Raw genomic sequence first — 14,160 nt, 5'->3', positions numbered from 1 at the left:
TATTCTTCCCAGATGTCAAGATTGATCTGCCTTATTGCTGTGCTCCACTCACCCCCGAATAGTACACCTTAGCAGCACTTGTGAGCACCGCAGGAGAGGAATAAATACTCCCTCCTGTTCTAAACTCCCATTTTTTCGCCCCTGTACGACTATCTAAAGCATAAAGACGATCGTCGATACCACCGATATACACTGTACTATCTGTCACAGTGGGCGAGGACTGGATACGATTGGCGCTTACTGACTCCCACTTCTTAGCCCCCGTTTTGACGTCAAGTGCGTATGTTCTTGAATCGATACTTCCTGTATAAACAACTCCATTCACTACTACGGGCGACGAAAAAATAGGACCCTCGGCTCTATATTCCCACTGTTTGGCGCCAGTTTGGGCATTGAGTGCATAAAACTTGCGATCAAAACTACCAATAAACACCACGCCCTCAGATACAGTAGGCGAAGAGCTTACCTCTCCACTTGTCGCAAATTTCCATTTTTGGGTACCAGTTTCTGCATCCAAAGCATACACATTATAATCATTGCTTCCTACATATACGACTCCATCGGCCACCGCTGGCGATGAATCTACCCCGGAGCCTGTTTTAAATTCCCATTTTTGGACACCCGTTTTGGCGTCAAGCGCATACACATTCGTAAAACCTCCTACATATATTTTTCCATTAGCAAGAGTTGGGGAAGAAATACTAATACCATCGACCGAAAATTCCCATTTTTTATTTCCTGATGCAATATCTAAAGCGTACAACTTGCTCGTAAAGTTGGAAGTACTTCCCATACCAACAAACACAGTGGCATCTTGCACCAATGGAGCCGACGAAATACCCATTCCTGCGGCAAACTCCCACGCTTTGGCCCCTGTTTTGATATCTAATGCATATACTTTTTCATCCGAACTCCCCACAATTACAAGTCCTACTCCCAATGCTGGCGACGAATGTACGGCTCCTTTTGCCTCAAACTCCCACATTTTTGTTCCAGTTTTTGCATCTACAGCGTAGAGTTTGTTGTCGCTACTTCCCACAAAAACCGCATCAATGCCTTTGGGAAGAGGGTCACTTTTTTTTGAACAGGCACTTACCAATATGATTAACAGGCCAAGAGAATAATTGAGTATTTTTTTCATGCGATACATGTAAAATGTAATTATGACTTTGAACGAAGTTTAGGAGAAAAAAGTATGACTCTTTATTTTTTAGGAGTGGTAGTCATAAATTCCTTTAGATAGTAAGGCTCAAATTCGGCTACATTTTCAAAACGTTGTTGCTTCCACAAATCCGTTGCCAATTGTCCTACCGTTTTGGCCGAAGGATATACTACAGGAAGTCGAAAATGTGCATTAGAATGATGTTCTAAAACTTGTCGGCACTTGGTTGCACCATCCCCCAAAAACACAACCCGTGATTTTTGAAGTAAATTTTCAAAAGAATTCAAATCAATGATTTTAGCTTGGGTAGGTTCTAATTCTTGCAGCTTACTATCATATATGGCACAGTAGACCTCCATCCGGCGGGCATCAAGCATAGGACAGAAAAGCGTCGTTTCATCAAAAAAATCTACCACTTGAGCAGTCATCGCTGCTAGTGTGTTTACACTGATAAGCGGTCTATCTAGTGCAAAACAAAGCCCTTTGGCCGTAGAAACCGCAATTCTTAGTCCAGTATATGAGCCGGGGCCTTTGGCCACGGCAATGGCGTCTAGGTCCGAAAGTGTAAATCCTGAGTGAGTTACGGCATTCTGAATCAGGGTCGTTAACATCCCAGATGACGACTTCTCGGCCAATAAATCATAACTCACCAAAAGCGCTGCATCTTGATGTAAGGCGACAGAACAGCCACGAGTAGAGGTATCAATACTTAATAAAAGTGACACGTTTGTGGGGGTATTATTTGAAAAGTTTGATAGTTTAAATGATTGGCTGTTAATTTGCTTTTGCAAATAACAACTCTATTCATCAAACTTTCCAAGTTCGGAGGTAGAATCATTGGAAGTTTTTTCAAACTCAGATACCAACACAAATGCAAGTTCATTTTATTGCCATTGGTGGAAGTGTGATGCACAACTTGGCGATTGCCTTGCATCGCAAAGGTTACCAAGTAACCGGCTCCGATGACGAAATCTACGATCCAGCTCGCACAAAGCTCCAAAAACTAGGTTTATTACCAGCCGAAATAGGATGGTTTCCTGAAAAAATACATTCCAATCTCGACGCGGTGATTTTAGGGATGCACGCTCGTAAAGATAACCCTGAGCTTGCTCGCGCCCAAGAATTAGGGTTGGCTATTTACTCTTATCCAGAATATATTTATCAGCAAAGCCTCGATAAACAGCGTGTGGTGATTGCGGGGAGTCATGGCAAAACCACTATCACGTCGATGGTGTTGCACGCATTGCGGGTCAATCAACGTCAGTTTGATTACCTTGTAGGGGCGCAGCTTGATGGCTTTGAGACTATGGTAAAGCTATCAGATGAAGCCCCGCTTATTGTGGTAGAAGGCGATGAATACCCCGCCTCGCCTACCGACCTAGCCCCCAAGTTTTTACATTATCATCCTCACATCGCCCTTATCAGTGGCATTGCGTGGGATCACTACAATGTATTTCCTACTTGGGAAAGCTACGTGAAGCAATTTGAACAGCTCGCTGACTCTCTGCCCAAATCAGGTGTGCTGATTTTTGACGAAACCGACGACATGCTCGATGTCATTGGCAAAAATGAAAGGGTAGACATAAGACCCGTGCCCTATGAAGTACACGCCCACAAAATCGTTAACGGGCAGACCTTCCTGATTACTACAAACTATGGCGATGTGCCTTTATTGGTATTTGGGGAGCACAACATGAAAAATATCAGTGGTGCCCTAGCTGTCTGCGAAGAACTCGGACTCACGACTGAGCAGTTTTATCGAGCGATTCAGACCTTCAAAGGAGCAAGCAATCGCATGGAAACATTAGGCAAAAATGAGCATACAGCTGTTTTTAAAGATTTTGCCCATGCTCCATCCAAAGTAGAAGCCACTACCAAAGCCGCCAAATCGCAGTTTCCTGAAAGAAAACTTATAGCCTGCGTAGAGCTTCATACTTTTAGTAGCCTCAACAAAGATTTTATTGGACAGTATGCTCATAAACTCGACGCCGCAGATACCGCTATTGTCTATTACAACCCACATACGCTCACTCATAAGCGACTTGCCCCTATCGAACCCGCTGATGTAAAGGCCGCTTTTAAGTTGGAGCGTTTGGAGGTATTTACCGACGTCGAAGCGCTTCAGCAATTTTTATTGTCTCAGTCGTGGCAAAATGCCAATCTACTCATGATGAGTTCGGGCACTTTTGGCGGATTAGATTTAAAAACATTAACGAATGATATTCTAAAAAGCTAAACGCCAACTATTTTTTATCTGCTACTCCAAACCAAACCTTGCCAACCTCAGAGAATTCTCTGAGGTTTATTTTTTGGCTACAAAATGACGCATTACGCTATCTTTGCAAAAATTTTTAATATGCGTTTTGTAGATTATCCTTCCATCATCAGATTTGCGTGGGCCGACTTCGATGCAAGCCGCCCCATCGAAAACATTGAAGACATAAGTGCCCGCGTTTCGACCAATCACGTTTTTAGAGTAAACCTTGAAGGAGGCGACCGAGTTATTGCCAAGCTTTCTTATTTTGGCAAATATGAGCATTTCAAAGAAGACCATCGGCTCATTCATACCTTAGCCAACAATCTTCTCTATCCTTTTGAAAACGTACTAGCAAAATCTCTGGTCAAAAACAACCAAGTGTATGTCTATCGCCACCAAGAAGAAAACATTGATGTTTGGGTGGTGTTTTACAACCCTATCCGCGTCGCTGAAAAGCTTCCACGAAGGCTAGAAGAACATCACATCCGAAAACTTGGCAACGAAATAGCCCGCTTCCACAAAGCTTGCGCTAGTGTAAGCTCAGTCATGCCAAAGTCTTCCAAAACATTGCGTTCGGATATCCAAGATTTACTAGATATGCTTGATACGGATACGGGTCGCTATGAACACCGTATGAACATCGACGCCCTACGCCAACAATGTAACCTCTTCTTAGAAAATCGTAAAAAGATGGTCGCAAGCTCGGTAGAAACCATGCCCGTTTTTTTAGATTGGAACATCGGCAATTTTTCAGTTACCGAAAAATTAGAGCTTTTTTCGCGCTGGGATTATGACTGGTTTCGGATCAGCTACCGTGTCATGGATTTTTACTTTTTCAGTCGCGTATGTTCAGATGCCGGCGACCGAACTGTGTTTTCTTATCTTATTAGTCCTTTGGCAGAAGAGCGTTTTGGGTGGTTTTTGGAAGAATACCACAAAGTATATCCTCTTACTGAGCGCGAGGTACGTTTCTTGCCCGAAGCATACCGCTTCTTTATTCTCAATTATGTCATCAAATATGGGCGGTATTTTTTCCACCGTACTTATGCTACCAAACTCCAAAGAGAAGCTTACGAAATTTATTTCCCTTCTATTGAGACCTTTTCGGTAGACCCTATTTTGAAAAACTTAAATCTATAATCATATCCATTAAAAGACCATTGTGCCTGCATGTTAGCTTTAGAAAACTTTACAGATATTGCCGACCGTTATCAAGTGTTTTTCTTTGATGCCTTTGGAGTCCTCAAAAACTCTAATGGGCTTATCCCCAATATTGTGGATACGTTTGCTTATTTGCAGGCACAGCAAAAACAATTTTATATCCTTACCAACGACGCCTCGCGTAGCCCGCAGCAGCTTGCGGAGTCGTATTGGAGACTAGGTTTGCAAGACATTACACCTGACAATATCATCTCTTCTGGGATGCTTGCACGGGAGTATTTACAGCTCAAAGTAAAGCACGGAGTAGTGGCTTACCTGGGTACCGAAGATTCGGCTCATTATATCGAAACAGCCGACTTAAAGACCCTTTCGATTACGAATCTAAATCTCGACAAAGCCTCCGAGATAAGCGCACTCGTACTACTCGACGACGAAGGCTTTGACTGGAATGAAGACCTTAACAAAGCAATCAACCTCCTCCGCCGCCGTAACATCCCCGTCATTGTAGCCAATACTGACAATACTTATCCCACCTCCAAAACCCACGTGGCTATTGCCATAGGTGCCGTAGCCGACATGCTCGAAAGCATCGTCGGAAAGCAATTTATTCGTTTTGGAAAACCCGACGCTCAAATGTTTATGTTTGCCTACGACCGAGTCATTACCCAAAACCCTGAAGTAGGCAAGAAAGACATCGTAATGGTAGGCGATACACTTCGGACTGATATCGCGGGAGGAAACAAATTTGGTCTCGATACAGTATTGGTACTAACTGGAAATATTCCGGCCGAAGACGCCGAAATCAGAATTCGAAGTACAGGTATCATTCCTACTTATGTGTGCGAGTCGGCAGTTGTATCTTAATTCCAAAAATCCTCGCATTGGTCATGTACTTCTTTCACCTATGATTCTATAACAATGAAAGCATTCCTATTTGATTTAGACGGCGTAATCGTAGATACCGCCCATTTTCACTACCAAGCTTGGCGACGCCTTGCCAATGAAAAACTTGGCTTCGACATTTCGGAAGAATTCAACGAAAACCTCAAAGGAGTAAGTCGTACCGAATCGTTAGAGCGGATTTTAGCTCACGGCAATACCACCCTCGACGAGGGTACCAAAGCCGCCTACGCGACCCTCAAAAATGAATGGTACGTAGAATTAATCAATAAAATGACACCCGACGATATTTTGCCAGGCGTGAAAGTTTTTTTGGAAAAAACCCGCCAAAGCGGTATCAAGATTGGGCTAGGATCAGTTAGTAAAAATGCCAAGCCGATTTTAGAAAAAATTGGCATTGTGGAAGATTTTGACGTCATCATCGACGGCACCAAAATTTCAAAAGGAAAACCCGACCCTGAAGTCTTTTTGAAAGGTGCCCAAGAACTCAATATAGCTCCTCACGAATGCGTGGTTTTTGAAGACGCTGTGGCAGGTATAGAAGCAGGCAAAAGAGCCGGCATGAAGACTGTCGGAATCGGTCAAGCAGAGGTATTGAAAGAAGCTGATATTGTCTTTCCCAATCTTGTAAATGTGGAGATTTTTGAACTACTCCAGGCGTTATTTTAGACCTAGTTTTAGGGGATTTTCAAAGCCAAAAAAAGACAGGATTTTTTTTGGAATAAATTGTTTTCTATCTATATTTGCACAACTAATAATGGTGTGGATATAGTCGGAAAGCTGTTCGAGAATTTCGGGCAGCTTTTTTCATTTTATTGAAATCTGCTAAATGTCTCATTTTGAGACATTACAACCCAAAATTCTCTACTGTTTTAATTTTCAGTCACTTTAAATTCGGAAGTCGTATGAAACTGTATGTCGGGGTTGTTGTCGCGGTTCATACGGAGCATCCATTCTGAGTCCGCCAAAAATACTGGATTATCGTCTTTATCGTACCCGATCTGAGTGCCCTTCAAACGGATAAATTCTTGGAGCTTTTTGGGGTCTTCGCTAGTGATCCAGCAAGCCCTCGAAGTACTCATCGAAACCCACTTACATTTGGCTCCATACTCGTGTTCGAGGCGGTACTGAATCACCTCAAATTGCAGCTCTCCTACCGTTCCCACTACCTTCCGGTTGCCGGGCTGTACCGTAAACAACTGAGCCACCCCTTCGTCGGTCAATTGCTGTACTCCTTTCTCCAATTGCTTCGATTTCATAGGATCAAGATTGATAAGCTCCTTGAAGATTTCGGGTGAAAAACTTGGAATACCTGCATACTGCAAATTTTCGCCTTCGGTAAGTGTATCCCCTATCTTAAAAGTACCAGTATCATACAAGCCAATCACATCTCCCGGAAAGCCTTCATCAATGACTTCCTTGGAAGATGCCATAAAACTATAAGGATTGGAAAAACGTACGCCTTTGTCAAGACGTGTATGATGATAAAACTTGCCCCTTTCAAACACTCCTGAGCAGACCCGTAAAAACGCAATTCGGTCGCGGTGACGTGGGTCAATATTAGCATGAATTTTAAACACAAATCCCGTAAATTTCTTCTCAAGTGGCTCCACAACCCGCACATTGGTGACACGCCCCACGGGCAAGGGAGAAATTTGACAAAAAGCCTCTAACAATTCTCTTACTCCAAAGTTGTTGACGGCACTTCCAAAAAACACGGGTGCTACTTTTCCGGCCAAATACGCGTCTCGGTCAAACTCATCATACACTCCTTCTATCAACTCTACATCCTCACGCAGCTGATTGGCATCACGCTCTCCTACTTTTTGGTCTAGCTCATCCGACTCCAACTCCAAAAGCGCTACTTCATCCTCTACCTTGGTTTTGTTCACTTTGAAAAAATACATTTGTTTTTCCAACAAGTGATACACTCCTTTGAAGGTAGCTCCCCCATTGACAGGCCATGTCAAGGGGCGGACTTTGATGTTGAGTTTTTGTTCCAATTCATCCAGTAAGTCAAACGGATTTTGGCCTTCTCTATCCATTTTATTGATAAAGATAATCACTGGGGTATCGCGCATACGGCACACCTCCATGAGGCGCTCGGTTTGCTCTTCAACGCCCTTTACACAATCAATCACCAAAATCACCGAATCGACGGCTGTAAGGGTACGATAGGTATCTTCGGCAAAGTCTTTGTGACCAGGAGTATCTAATATATTGATAAGCAAATCATTGTATTCAAATGTCATGACGGAAGTAGCCACGGAGATACCACGTTGCTTTTCAATCTCCATAAAATCAGAAGTAGCTGTTTTTTTGATTTTATTGGATTTTACGGCTCCTGCGGTTTGAATAGCCCCTCCAAAAAGCAGCAATTTTTCGGTAAGTGTGGTTTTTCCAGCATCAGGGTGACTGATAATGGCGAATGTACGCCTTTTGGCGATTTCTTGTTGAAGATTACTCATTGTAAAAGTAGAATTGCAAAATCTAGGATTTTTCGAATCTGAAAAAGTCCGCAAAGTTAGTAGCTTATTTCCGAAAATCCTGAATTTTAAATCGTTGAGTAGTATAAACTACACGCGTTTTGGGACCTTCATAATACATCAATCCCAACTGATAGTCTCCTTCGGGGATATTGTCTTGGTATATCTGAGCCGCAAAGCCTTTCCCAAAATGATGCCCAGTCTGAATAAATGATTTTCGTCCATGGTTTGGATGCTGACGCACAGAAGCCAAATAAGCCGTGGAATCATTGCGTAATACTAAAAATACCGCATTTTCGGGTGAGCTTTCATCCAACACTACGGTTTCATTTTGTATTTTATTGATTATTACCCCTCCGTATGCTGGTAATGTATCAAGGTCAAAGCTAAATGGTATCTTGACTAACTGCGTCGAGTCATAAGTCATGAGGTCTTTGGACGAAACAATAGGAGTTGGCAAATGATAAATACCTCTTTTTATAGCTTCATCAAAATACTGTTTCACTACAAGATTAGTCATCGTTTCTAGCTTGCCACTTACCCTACGATGATGCGGGAGATTGTAAGTATCAGCAACTAATGTATTCCTAAAATTAATGACATCAGGGGCCGCAAACAAATAAGTCCCCAACGCAAATACGATCCCAAAGGCGGTCATAACTACCGCCAAAGTACTCTGAAAACGCCTAGGAAAAATCAGCAAAAAAGTAACGTACAACGACACCACTGCCATTACTGAGTATATCATATAGCGCGCGGGAGTTTCAAGCGCCTGTCCTGCTCTAGCGGTTGCTACGCCTAAGCCTGTCAAAAGTAGCCATGCCAACAAACCGATAAGTGATAAATTAGCCGAATTTTTGAGAAATAAACTTAATAGAGGCGCTGGCGATGCATTTTTCAAAAACACCATTCGGAGATAAGAGATAGCCAGACGCAAGGCCAAACTAATCAAAGCCAACGAAACAGCGGTCCCCAAAATAGCCACCTCCGTAAGACGTCCACGCAAGTAAGAGGCCGAAGCACCAAAAAAAGAAAGCAGCGTCAAAAAAGAATTTCTAAAACTTTTTTCCTGTCCCAACGAACCAAATCCAAACGGATAGTACCAATAAAATACTACCGTCGTAATAGCGCAGGCCACAATCCATATAATGGCCTTGGGATAACGAGACTGTAACAAAGGAATCACTACTCCTACATACATTCCAAACAAGCCGTTACCATTGGTATAAGTGGTCAAAAATCCCGCTATTATGGCTCCTATCAAAGCCCAACGCTGAGGCATTGCCAATAAATAATAAGTAGCAATCCCTAGCACGAAGGAAGCAGTATACTGCCAAAGCGCCGCCGCCCAAAAAATATTTTCGTGATAAGCAGGCGTAAACAACAATAATCCCACCGGCAGCACACAGTAAAAGGGTATCTTATTGACAGATAGCACTTTCCAAAAATAACCAAATAGCAATATTGCCAAGCCACTGCCTGCCACAATAAGAGTACGATAGTTGACTTCGCCGGTGAGCAGGTAGTCTAGCCAAAACACTAACTTGGCCGTAATGACCCCATGACCATTGTGTTTGTACTCCAATTCTCGCAAAAAGTGCCAAAGATTAGGAGCATCTTCAAACTTAATAATGTATTCCAAATAAGCGTAATCATCGAAAAAAGGAATATTTACAGCATTTTGAAAAACGAATCGGTAAAAAAAGAATGCAACAATAAGCAATAAAGCCGCAACTATGTAGTTTAAAATTTTCATGCAGACAATACTTGACGAGCCTGCAAAGATAGGCTATTTTTGTAAAAATGACTTCGATGAAAAGACACCTATATATAGTTCGCCACGCCAAAGCCGAAGATGGTTCTTCTTTTTTCGGCGATTTTAGTAGAGAATTAACCACCGCCGGCCAAATCGACGCCGCTCGCATGGGTAAATTTCTAGCCGACAATGGTCTCAAACCTGATTTGCTGGTAAGTAGCTCTGCCGCTCGCGCGTATCAAACTGCTCAAATCATGGCCGAACAACTCGGGTATGAAGTAGAGAAAATACAAACAACCCGCCAACTATACGATGAAGGCCCTAAAGCTTATTTAGCGGCTGTCAATACCGCACCTCAGAGCTGCCAACATCTGCTGCTTTTTGGCCACAATCCCGACGTTACCTATTTTGCTGAGTATCTTTCCAATGCCAATATTGATTCTATGTCCAAAGGAAGCGTTGTCACAATTGAGTTTGACGATCTCGAATGGGCGGAAGTCTCGGCTCGTACAGGTACTTTTGTGAGCTACGATACTCCTAAGCAGCTTAGACCCAATCTCTAAAATCCAATCGCTGTCTTCTTTTGTATGAATCGTAACCGAAAAATATTTCTCTTTGGTAGCCTTATTTTTGTGGCGATTGTAGTTTTCGTAGCTATCGACATGGCTAGTCGAACTACCGCCCCTTGGAATAAAAAAAAACAAATTATCAGGGCTTTTGAGGTCTCCCCTGAGGCTGATTCTATTGCCATAGATACTACTCGTAGATAAGAGCACCTACGATGAAATAGGGAGAAATTATCGTTTGGTTACTTTTTTATCCTAAAGCAACGATTATCCCCAAAATGACTCCTAAAAGCTCTTTTATGCACCCGATACGATTGTTGTGTTTGGTGTGCTTGGTTCCACTATCAGTATGGTGCAACGGCCCCAAGCCCTTTCCCAAAAATGTGCATCGTATCCTCTTCCTCGGCAATAGCATTACTTATGGAGGTCATTATATCACCGACATCGAAACATACCTGACCCTCAAATACCCCAAAAAAAACTTTGAATTTATCAATGTAGGCCTCCCAAGCGAGACAGTATCTGGCCTTTCGGAAGAAAATCACGCCGGGGGACGCTTTCCAAGACCTGATCTCCACGAGCGATTGACCCGAGTTTTAGCCCAAACCCAGCCCGACTTTGTATTTGCGTGCTACGGTATGAACGACGGAATCTATCTACCCTTGGAAGAAGGTCGTTTTCAAAAATTCAAAGATGGTATCACGTGGCTTCACGACGAAATCACGCAGCTTGGAGTGCCGATTGTCCACCTCACTCCGCCCGTTTATGATGAATTAAGAGGCAAAGACAAAGGCTATGCTGCGGTACTTGACCATTATGCTGATTGGCTTCTTCAACAACGTAAAATCCAAAAATGGCAAGTGGTGGACATTCATTCAGAAATGCAAAACTACCTGACTCAGCGGCGCAAAACCAATCCTGAATTTACTTTTGCCAAAGACGGTGTTCATCCCGACGCCCTTGGGCATTGGCTGATGGCAAAGCCTGTATTGGCGTATTTAGGCCAAAAAGACGTCCAAGAAGCAGAAACTTTAGAAGGCGCGATTGCTTTTCATCCTAAAAGCAAAGAAGTGCACAAATTAATATCTCAGCGTCAGCAGTTTATGAAAGATGCTTGGCTCACTTCTACAGGTCACAAACGCCCCGAAATGGCGGTTGGCCTCCCGCTCGAAGAAGCTAAGAAGAAAGCCGCCGAAATAGAAAAAGAAATTAGAGAATTGCTGAAAAAGTAGCCACAACCCCGGCAACGTTCAAAACGTTGCCGGGGTTATAATTAAAAGCTCATCGGCAATTCTACTACCGTATCGTCCCATCCAAGTCGCATTACGGCTTCGGCACCTTTGGGGAATTGAATAGCAAAATTTTCGATAGGAGCCTCCGATTTTTTGGCAGGAACATTCACTCTCAGTACGTCATGTTCTTGCTTGTATTGGTAAGCACCCCAATAATCCAAATCGCTATTGAGGATAATTGTCCACTCGGTTTCGCCCGGAATAGAAAACAACGAATAAGTGCCCGCTTTTACTTTTTTGCCTTGGATAGTCACATCCTTATAAAACTTAATTTCGGTATTTTCGTTGGCACCTGTACGCCATACCTTGCCATAAGGCACCAATTTGCCAAATACTTCACGGCCATTTTTGGCAGGGCGACTGTAAAGCACCCGTACCAATGCTTGTTCGGTACCTTTACGGTCATGGGCAAAATTGTCGGGGAAATAAGCCGCATCCATTGGGCTTTTATCAACATTGCGAAAACCTTGGGCCTGAGCTGCGATACCCAATAAACCCAAAGCACAAATAAATAGAGTTGTTTTGAACATGATAAGGGAATTTAAAAATTAATAAATATCACTATCTCATACTTGGCCGAGGCAATACAGGCAGGCTTTCGTGCCCTTCTTCTCCGACTGCCTGTACCGCAAAAAAGTAATTGTCTTTTGAATAAGGTAAAGTGAGGCCGTTTTTATCCGTAAAAAACTTTTTTTGCCAAAACGGCCAATGCGTTTCGCGCATCAATACATAATACCCTTTTACTTTTCCAGCTTTGGGGGCTTGCCAAAAAAGGGTAGTGGTATTGGTCAAATTTCGTGCTTCAAGAGTTACGTTTTGGGGCATAGAAGGAGCTTTCGCAAGATTGGCAAGAGTCGCCAAGTTGACACAAGTATTTTTTCTTAAATATTCAAAATCCATGTTTTTGGCATAATCTCCGTATTCTGTTCCATTTTCGGTGCGTAAGTCTTGATGTTGGTTATTAAAATTTTCATTCATTTCGGTGATACGCACTGCCGCAAAATCACGATTGACAAAAGGAGTATGGTCTCCCCCGCGCAGATAACGGTCGTTGCGATAAATGAGTTTGATTTCCAGATTATCAACGTACCTCTCCCCTATTTCTTTGACATAGCGTGCCAAAGTACGTGCTTTTCCGTCGTTTTCTGTACCATATTGACGAATTCCGTTGGCCCGTTTATCGGTCTCAAAACCTGAAAGTCCTTCACTAAAAACCCTCAATTTGGTATTGTCAATGAGGCGGGTATCTGGGCTATGATTAGAGCCCATGATATCGTTGTTGAGCAGCGCTTCCAAATTCCATTTTTCGTTGGTTGCTCGTTCGGCTAGATGATTAGCACCCAGCAATCCTTGTTCTTCGCCGCTTACGGCTACAAATATGATGGTAGCTGGAAAGGAATATTTGCTCATCACCCGCGCTAGTTCGATGACCGCCGCCGTGCCACTGCCGTCATCGTTGGCACCGGGAGCATCAGATTCGCGATTGCTGACATTGCTCACCCTACTATCAATATGCCCACTTACCATAAAAATACGGTCGTCGTTGGGATCCGTTCCTTTGAGAGTGGCCATTACGTTTCCGATTTCATGTTCTTTGTCTACCCTTCTGCCGTCGGGTTGGAGCATCCACGAATCAATCGTAGCGGTCATGCGTCCTCCTGATTGTTTGGCAAATTCGTTGAAACGACTCAAAACCCAGCGTCTTGCTGCTCCTATTCCTTTTTTGGGGTCAGAAACTGAGCTTAGGGTGTGACGCGTACCGAAACTCACCAGCTTATCAATATGACTCCGCAAACTATCTGGCGATATTTCACTAATCATAGTCGCAATAAGTGGGTCACGCTGAACGATTTGTTGGGCCTGACTTCCTAGTGCAAAGCCAAAGTACATTCCCAAAAGTGTGGAGATTTTTCTCATATACGTTATTAGTTAAATTGATGAAGAAATTTTGTCACTACTTAGCAATACGCTTTAAGCTGTAAGCCATAAGCTTTTTATTAAAAATGGTTTTCCATAATCAACGAGTCTACGCTAGGGTTCGCTATAAATGCCTAAGGCTTAAAGCTTAGTGCATAAGGCTATATTTTATATATATGATAACTCCCCAACCCCCTCTTTTTACTCATTTTTCTTAAACTTTAGTGTCAGTTTGGTCATGCGTGGAGGGTCGTATATAGTACTGCGCGTTTCCATTTCAAAATGGTCTTCATATACATTTCTTGGGTAGATATTCCAACCACCTGTTTTGGCTACGGTATCGCGAAGCGCGATGACGTTTTGTTTGGGGTATACTTCCCACTGAAACATTTTGGTTTCGGAAGCTCCTTTAAAATGTCCTTCAAATGCCCCATTTGGGTCAAACCTTACCCAATCCATGTAAGTATCAAATTGTACACCACTAATATGTGGGATATGCTTGCCTTCCTTAAAAACGGGAGCATCGTCCATCAAAATCTCTTGAATATACCACTTAGGCGCACCCGTAAGTCGAGTTTGGGCTTCTTTTATATCTTCGGCGGGGCGATTACAAGCCGACACAAATATGTACAGTAAAACTAAAATCAATGGAGGTTTCATACT

At 42.9% G+C, this 14,160-nt stretch carries 14 protein-coding genes; 7 read left to right on the top strand and 7 right to left on the bottom strand.

Features of this window, described 5'->3' with window-relative positions; translation table 11 throughout:
* Window positions 1–31 precede the first annotated feature (31 nt).
* Together P1X15_RS12665 and tsaB are read right to left on the bottom strand one after the other, a co-directional pair.
* The gene (locus P1X15_RS12665; RefSeq protein ID WP_277338492.1) at window positions 32–1,141 is read right to left on the bottom strand and encodes a PQQ-binding-like beta-propeller repeat protein; all 1,110 of its coding nucleotides are present in this window, start codon (window positions 1,139–1,141) and stop codon (window positions 32–34) included.
* A gap of 62 nt (window positions 1,142–1,203) precedes the next feature.
* A complete protein-coding gene (tsaB, locus tag P1X15_RS12660) occupies window positions 1,204–1,887 on the bottom strand; it encodes a tRNA (adenosine(37)-N6)-threonylcarbamoyltransferase complex dimerization subunit type 1 TsaB (protein ID WP_277338491.1) in 684 nt (227 codons plus the stop codon).
* A gap of 146 nt (window positions 1,888–2,033) precedes the next feature.
* Between tsaB and murC the strand changes: the two genes are divergently transcribed.
* The 4 genes from murC (at window position 2,034) to pgmB (ending at window position 6,149) form a co-directional block, all read left to right on the top strand.
* Window positions 2,034–3,398 (top strand): UDP-N-acetylmuramate--L-alanine ligase, encoded by a 1,365-nt coding sequence (gene murC / locus P1X15_RS12655; RefSeq protein WP_277338490.1) that lies wholly within the window; start codon window positions 2,034–2,036, stop codon window positions 3,396–3,398.
* Between the two features lie 120 nt (window positions 3,399–3,518).
* The gene (locus P1X15_RS12650; protein WP_277338489.1) at window positions 3,519–4,559 is read left to right on the top strand and encodes a hypothetical protein; all 1,041 of its coding nucleotides are present in this window, start codon (window positions 3,519–3,521) and stop codon (window positions 4,557–4,559) included.
* Between the two features lie 30 nt (window positions 4,560–4,589).
* Complete coding sequence (locus P1X15_RS12645) at window positions 4,590–5,444, top strand: TIGR01459 family HAD-type hydrolase (protein ID WP_277338488.1); 855 nt, start codon at window positions 4,590–4,592, stop codon at window positions 5,442–5,444.
* Window positions 5,445–5,498: 54 nt separating this feature from the next.
* A complete protein-coding gene (gene pgmB, locus P1X15_RS12640; protein ID WP_277338487.1) occupies window positions 5,499–6,149 on the top strand; it encodes a beta-phosphoglucomutase in 651 nt (216 codons plus the stop codon).
* A 203-nt stretch (window positions 6,150–6,352) separates the two neighbouring features.
* Here pgmB and P1X15_RS12635 read toward each other — a convergent pair whose 3' ends face one another.
* Window positions 6,353–7,948, bottom strand: a complete 1,596-nt coding sequence (locus tag P1X15_RS12635; protein ID WP_277338486.1) for a peptide chain release factor 3 — start codon at window positions 7,946–7,948, stop codon at window positions 6,353–6,355.
* Window positions 7,949–8,012: 64 nt separating this feature from the next.
* Window positions 8,013–9,722, bottom strand: a complete 1,710-nt coding sequence (locus tag P1X15_RS12630; RefSeq protein ID WP_277338485.1) for a hypothetical protein — start codon at window positions 9,720–9,722, stop codon at window positions 8,013–8,015.
* Window positions 9,723–9,778: 56 nt separating this feature from the next.
* Between P1X15_RS12630 and P1X15_RS12625 the strand changes: the two genes are divergently transcribed.
* The 3 genes from P1X15_RS12625 (at window position 9,779) to P1X15_RS12615 (ending at window position 11,520) form a co-directional block, all read left to right on the top strand.
* The gene (locus tag P1X15_RS12625; protein ID WP_277338484.1) at window positions 9,779–10,285 is read left to right on the top strand and encodes a histidine phosphatase family protein; all 507 of its coding nucleotides are present in this window, start codon (window positions 9,779–9,781) and stop codon (window positions 10,283–10,285) included.
* A 24-nt stretch (window positions 10,286–10,309) separates the two neighbouring features.
* Complete coding sequence (locus P1X15_RS12620) at window positions 10,310–10,492, top strand: hypothetical protein (protein WP_028668688.1); 183 nt, start codon at window positions 10,310–10,312, stop codon at window positions 10,490–10,492.
* Window positions 10,493–10,587: 95 nt separating this feature from the next.
* Entirely contained in the window at window positions 10,588–11,520 is a 933-nt protein-coding gene (locus P1X15_RS12615; protein ID WP_277338483.1) for an SGNH/GDSL hydrolase family protein, read from the top strand.
* A gap of 41 nt (window positions 11,521–11,561) precedes the next feature.
* Here the strand turns inward: P1X15_RS12615 and P1X15_RS12610 are convergent, their stop codons facing one another.
* The 3 genes from P1X15_RS12610 to P1X15_RS12600 form a co-directional block, all read right to left on the bottom strand.
* Window positions 11,562–12,110: a DUF2911 domain-containing protein gene (locus P1X15_RS12610; RefSeq protein WP_277338482.1), complete on the bottom strand. Its 549-nt coding sequence runs from the start codon at window positions 12,108–12,110 to the stop codon at window positions 11,562–11,564.
* 31 nt (window positions 12,111–12,141) lie between these two features.
* Complete coding sequence (locus P1X15_RS12605) at window positions 12,142–13,497, bottom strand: M28 family metallopeptidase (protein ID WP_277338481.1); 1,356 nt, start codon at window positions 13,495–13,497, stop codon at window positions 12,142–12,144.
* Between the two features lie 201 nt (window positions 13,498–13,698).
* Window positions 13,699–14,157 (bottom strand): hypothetical protein, encoded by a 459-nt coding sequence (locus tag P1X15_RS12600; protein WP_277338480.1) that lies wholly within the window; start codon window positions 14,155–14,157, stop codon window positions 13,699–13,701.
* Window positions 14,158–14,160 lie beyond the last annotated feature (3 nt).

It is taken from the genome of Runella sp. MFBS21, from assembly GCF_029433105.1.
Classification (GTDB): domain Bacteria; phylum Bacteroidota; class Bacteroidia; order Cytophagales; family Spirosomataceae; genus Runella.
Note: the sequence above shows the minus strand (reverse complement) of the source record. Positions and strands in the feature narration are given on the sequence as shown.

Bases quoted from the DNA above. Each gene is read 5' to 3' on its own strand.
- P1X15_RS12665 (WP_277338492.1), bottom strand. From the start codon at position 1,141: ATGAAAAAAATACTCAATTATTCTCTTGGCCTGTTAATCATATTGGTA.
- murC (WP_277338490.1), top strand. From the start codon at position 2,034: ATGCAAGTTCATTTTATTGCCATTGGTGGAAGTGTGATGCACAACTTG.
- P1X15_RS12650 (WP_277338489.1), top strand. From the start codon at position 3,519: ATGCGTTTTGTAGATTATCCTTCCATCATCAGATTTGCGTGGGCCGAC.
- P1X15_RS12645 (WP_277338488.1), top strand. From the start codon at position 4,590: ATGTTAGCTTTAGAAAACTTTACAGATATTGCCGACCGTTATCAAGTG.
- pgmB (WP_277338487.1), top strand. From the start codon at position 5,499: ATGAAAGCATTCCTATTTGATTTAGACGGCGTAATCGTAGATACCGCC.
- P1X15_RS12635 (WP_277338486.1), bottom strand. From the start codon at position 7,948: ATGAGTAATCTTCAACAAGAAATCGCCAAAAGGCGTACATTCGCCATT.
- P1X15_RS12630 (WP_277338485.1), bottom strand. From the start codon at position 9,722: ATGAAAATTTTAAACTACATAGTTGCGGCTTTATTGCTTATTGTTGCA.
- P1X15_RS12625 (WP_277338484.1), top strand. From the start codon at position 9,779: ATGAAAAGACACCTATATATAGTTCGCCACGCCAAAGCCGAAGATGGT.
- P1X15_RS12620 (WP_028668688.1), top strand. From the start codon at position 10,310: ATGAATCGTAACCGAAAAATATTTCTCTTTGGTAGCCTTATTTTTGTG.
- P1X15_RS12615 (WP_277338483.1), top strand. From the start codon at position 10,588: ATGCACCCGATACGATTGTTGTGTTTGGTGTGCTTGGTTCCACTATCA.
- P1X15_RS12610 (WP_277338482.1), bottom strand. From the start codon at position 12,110: ATGTTCAAAACAACTCTATTTATTTGTGCTTTGGGTTTATTGGGTATC.
- P1X15_RS12605 (WP_277338481.1), bottom strand. From the start codon at position 13,497: ATGAGAAAAATCTCCACACTTTTGGGAATGTACTTTGGCTTTGCACTA.
- P1X15_RS12600 (WP_277338480.1), bottom strand. From the start codon at position 14,157: ATGAAACCTCCATTGATTTTAGTTTTACTGTACATATTTGTGTCGGCT.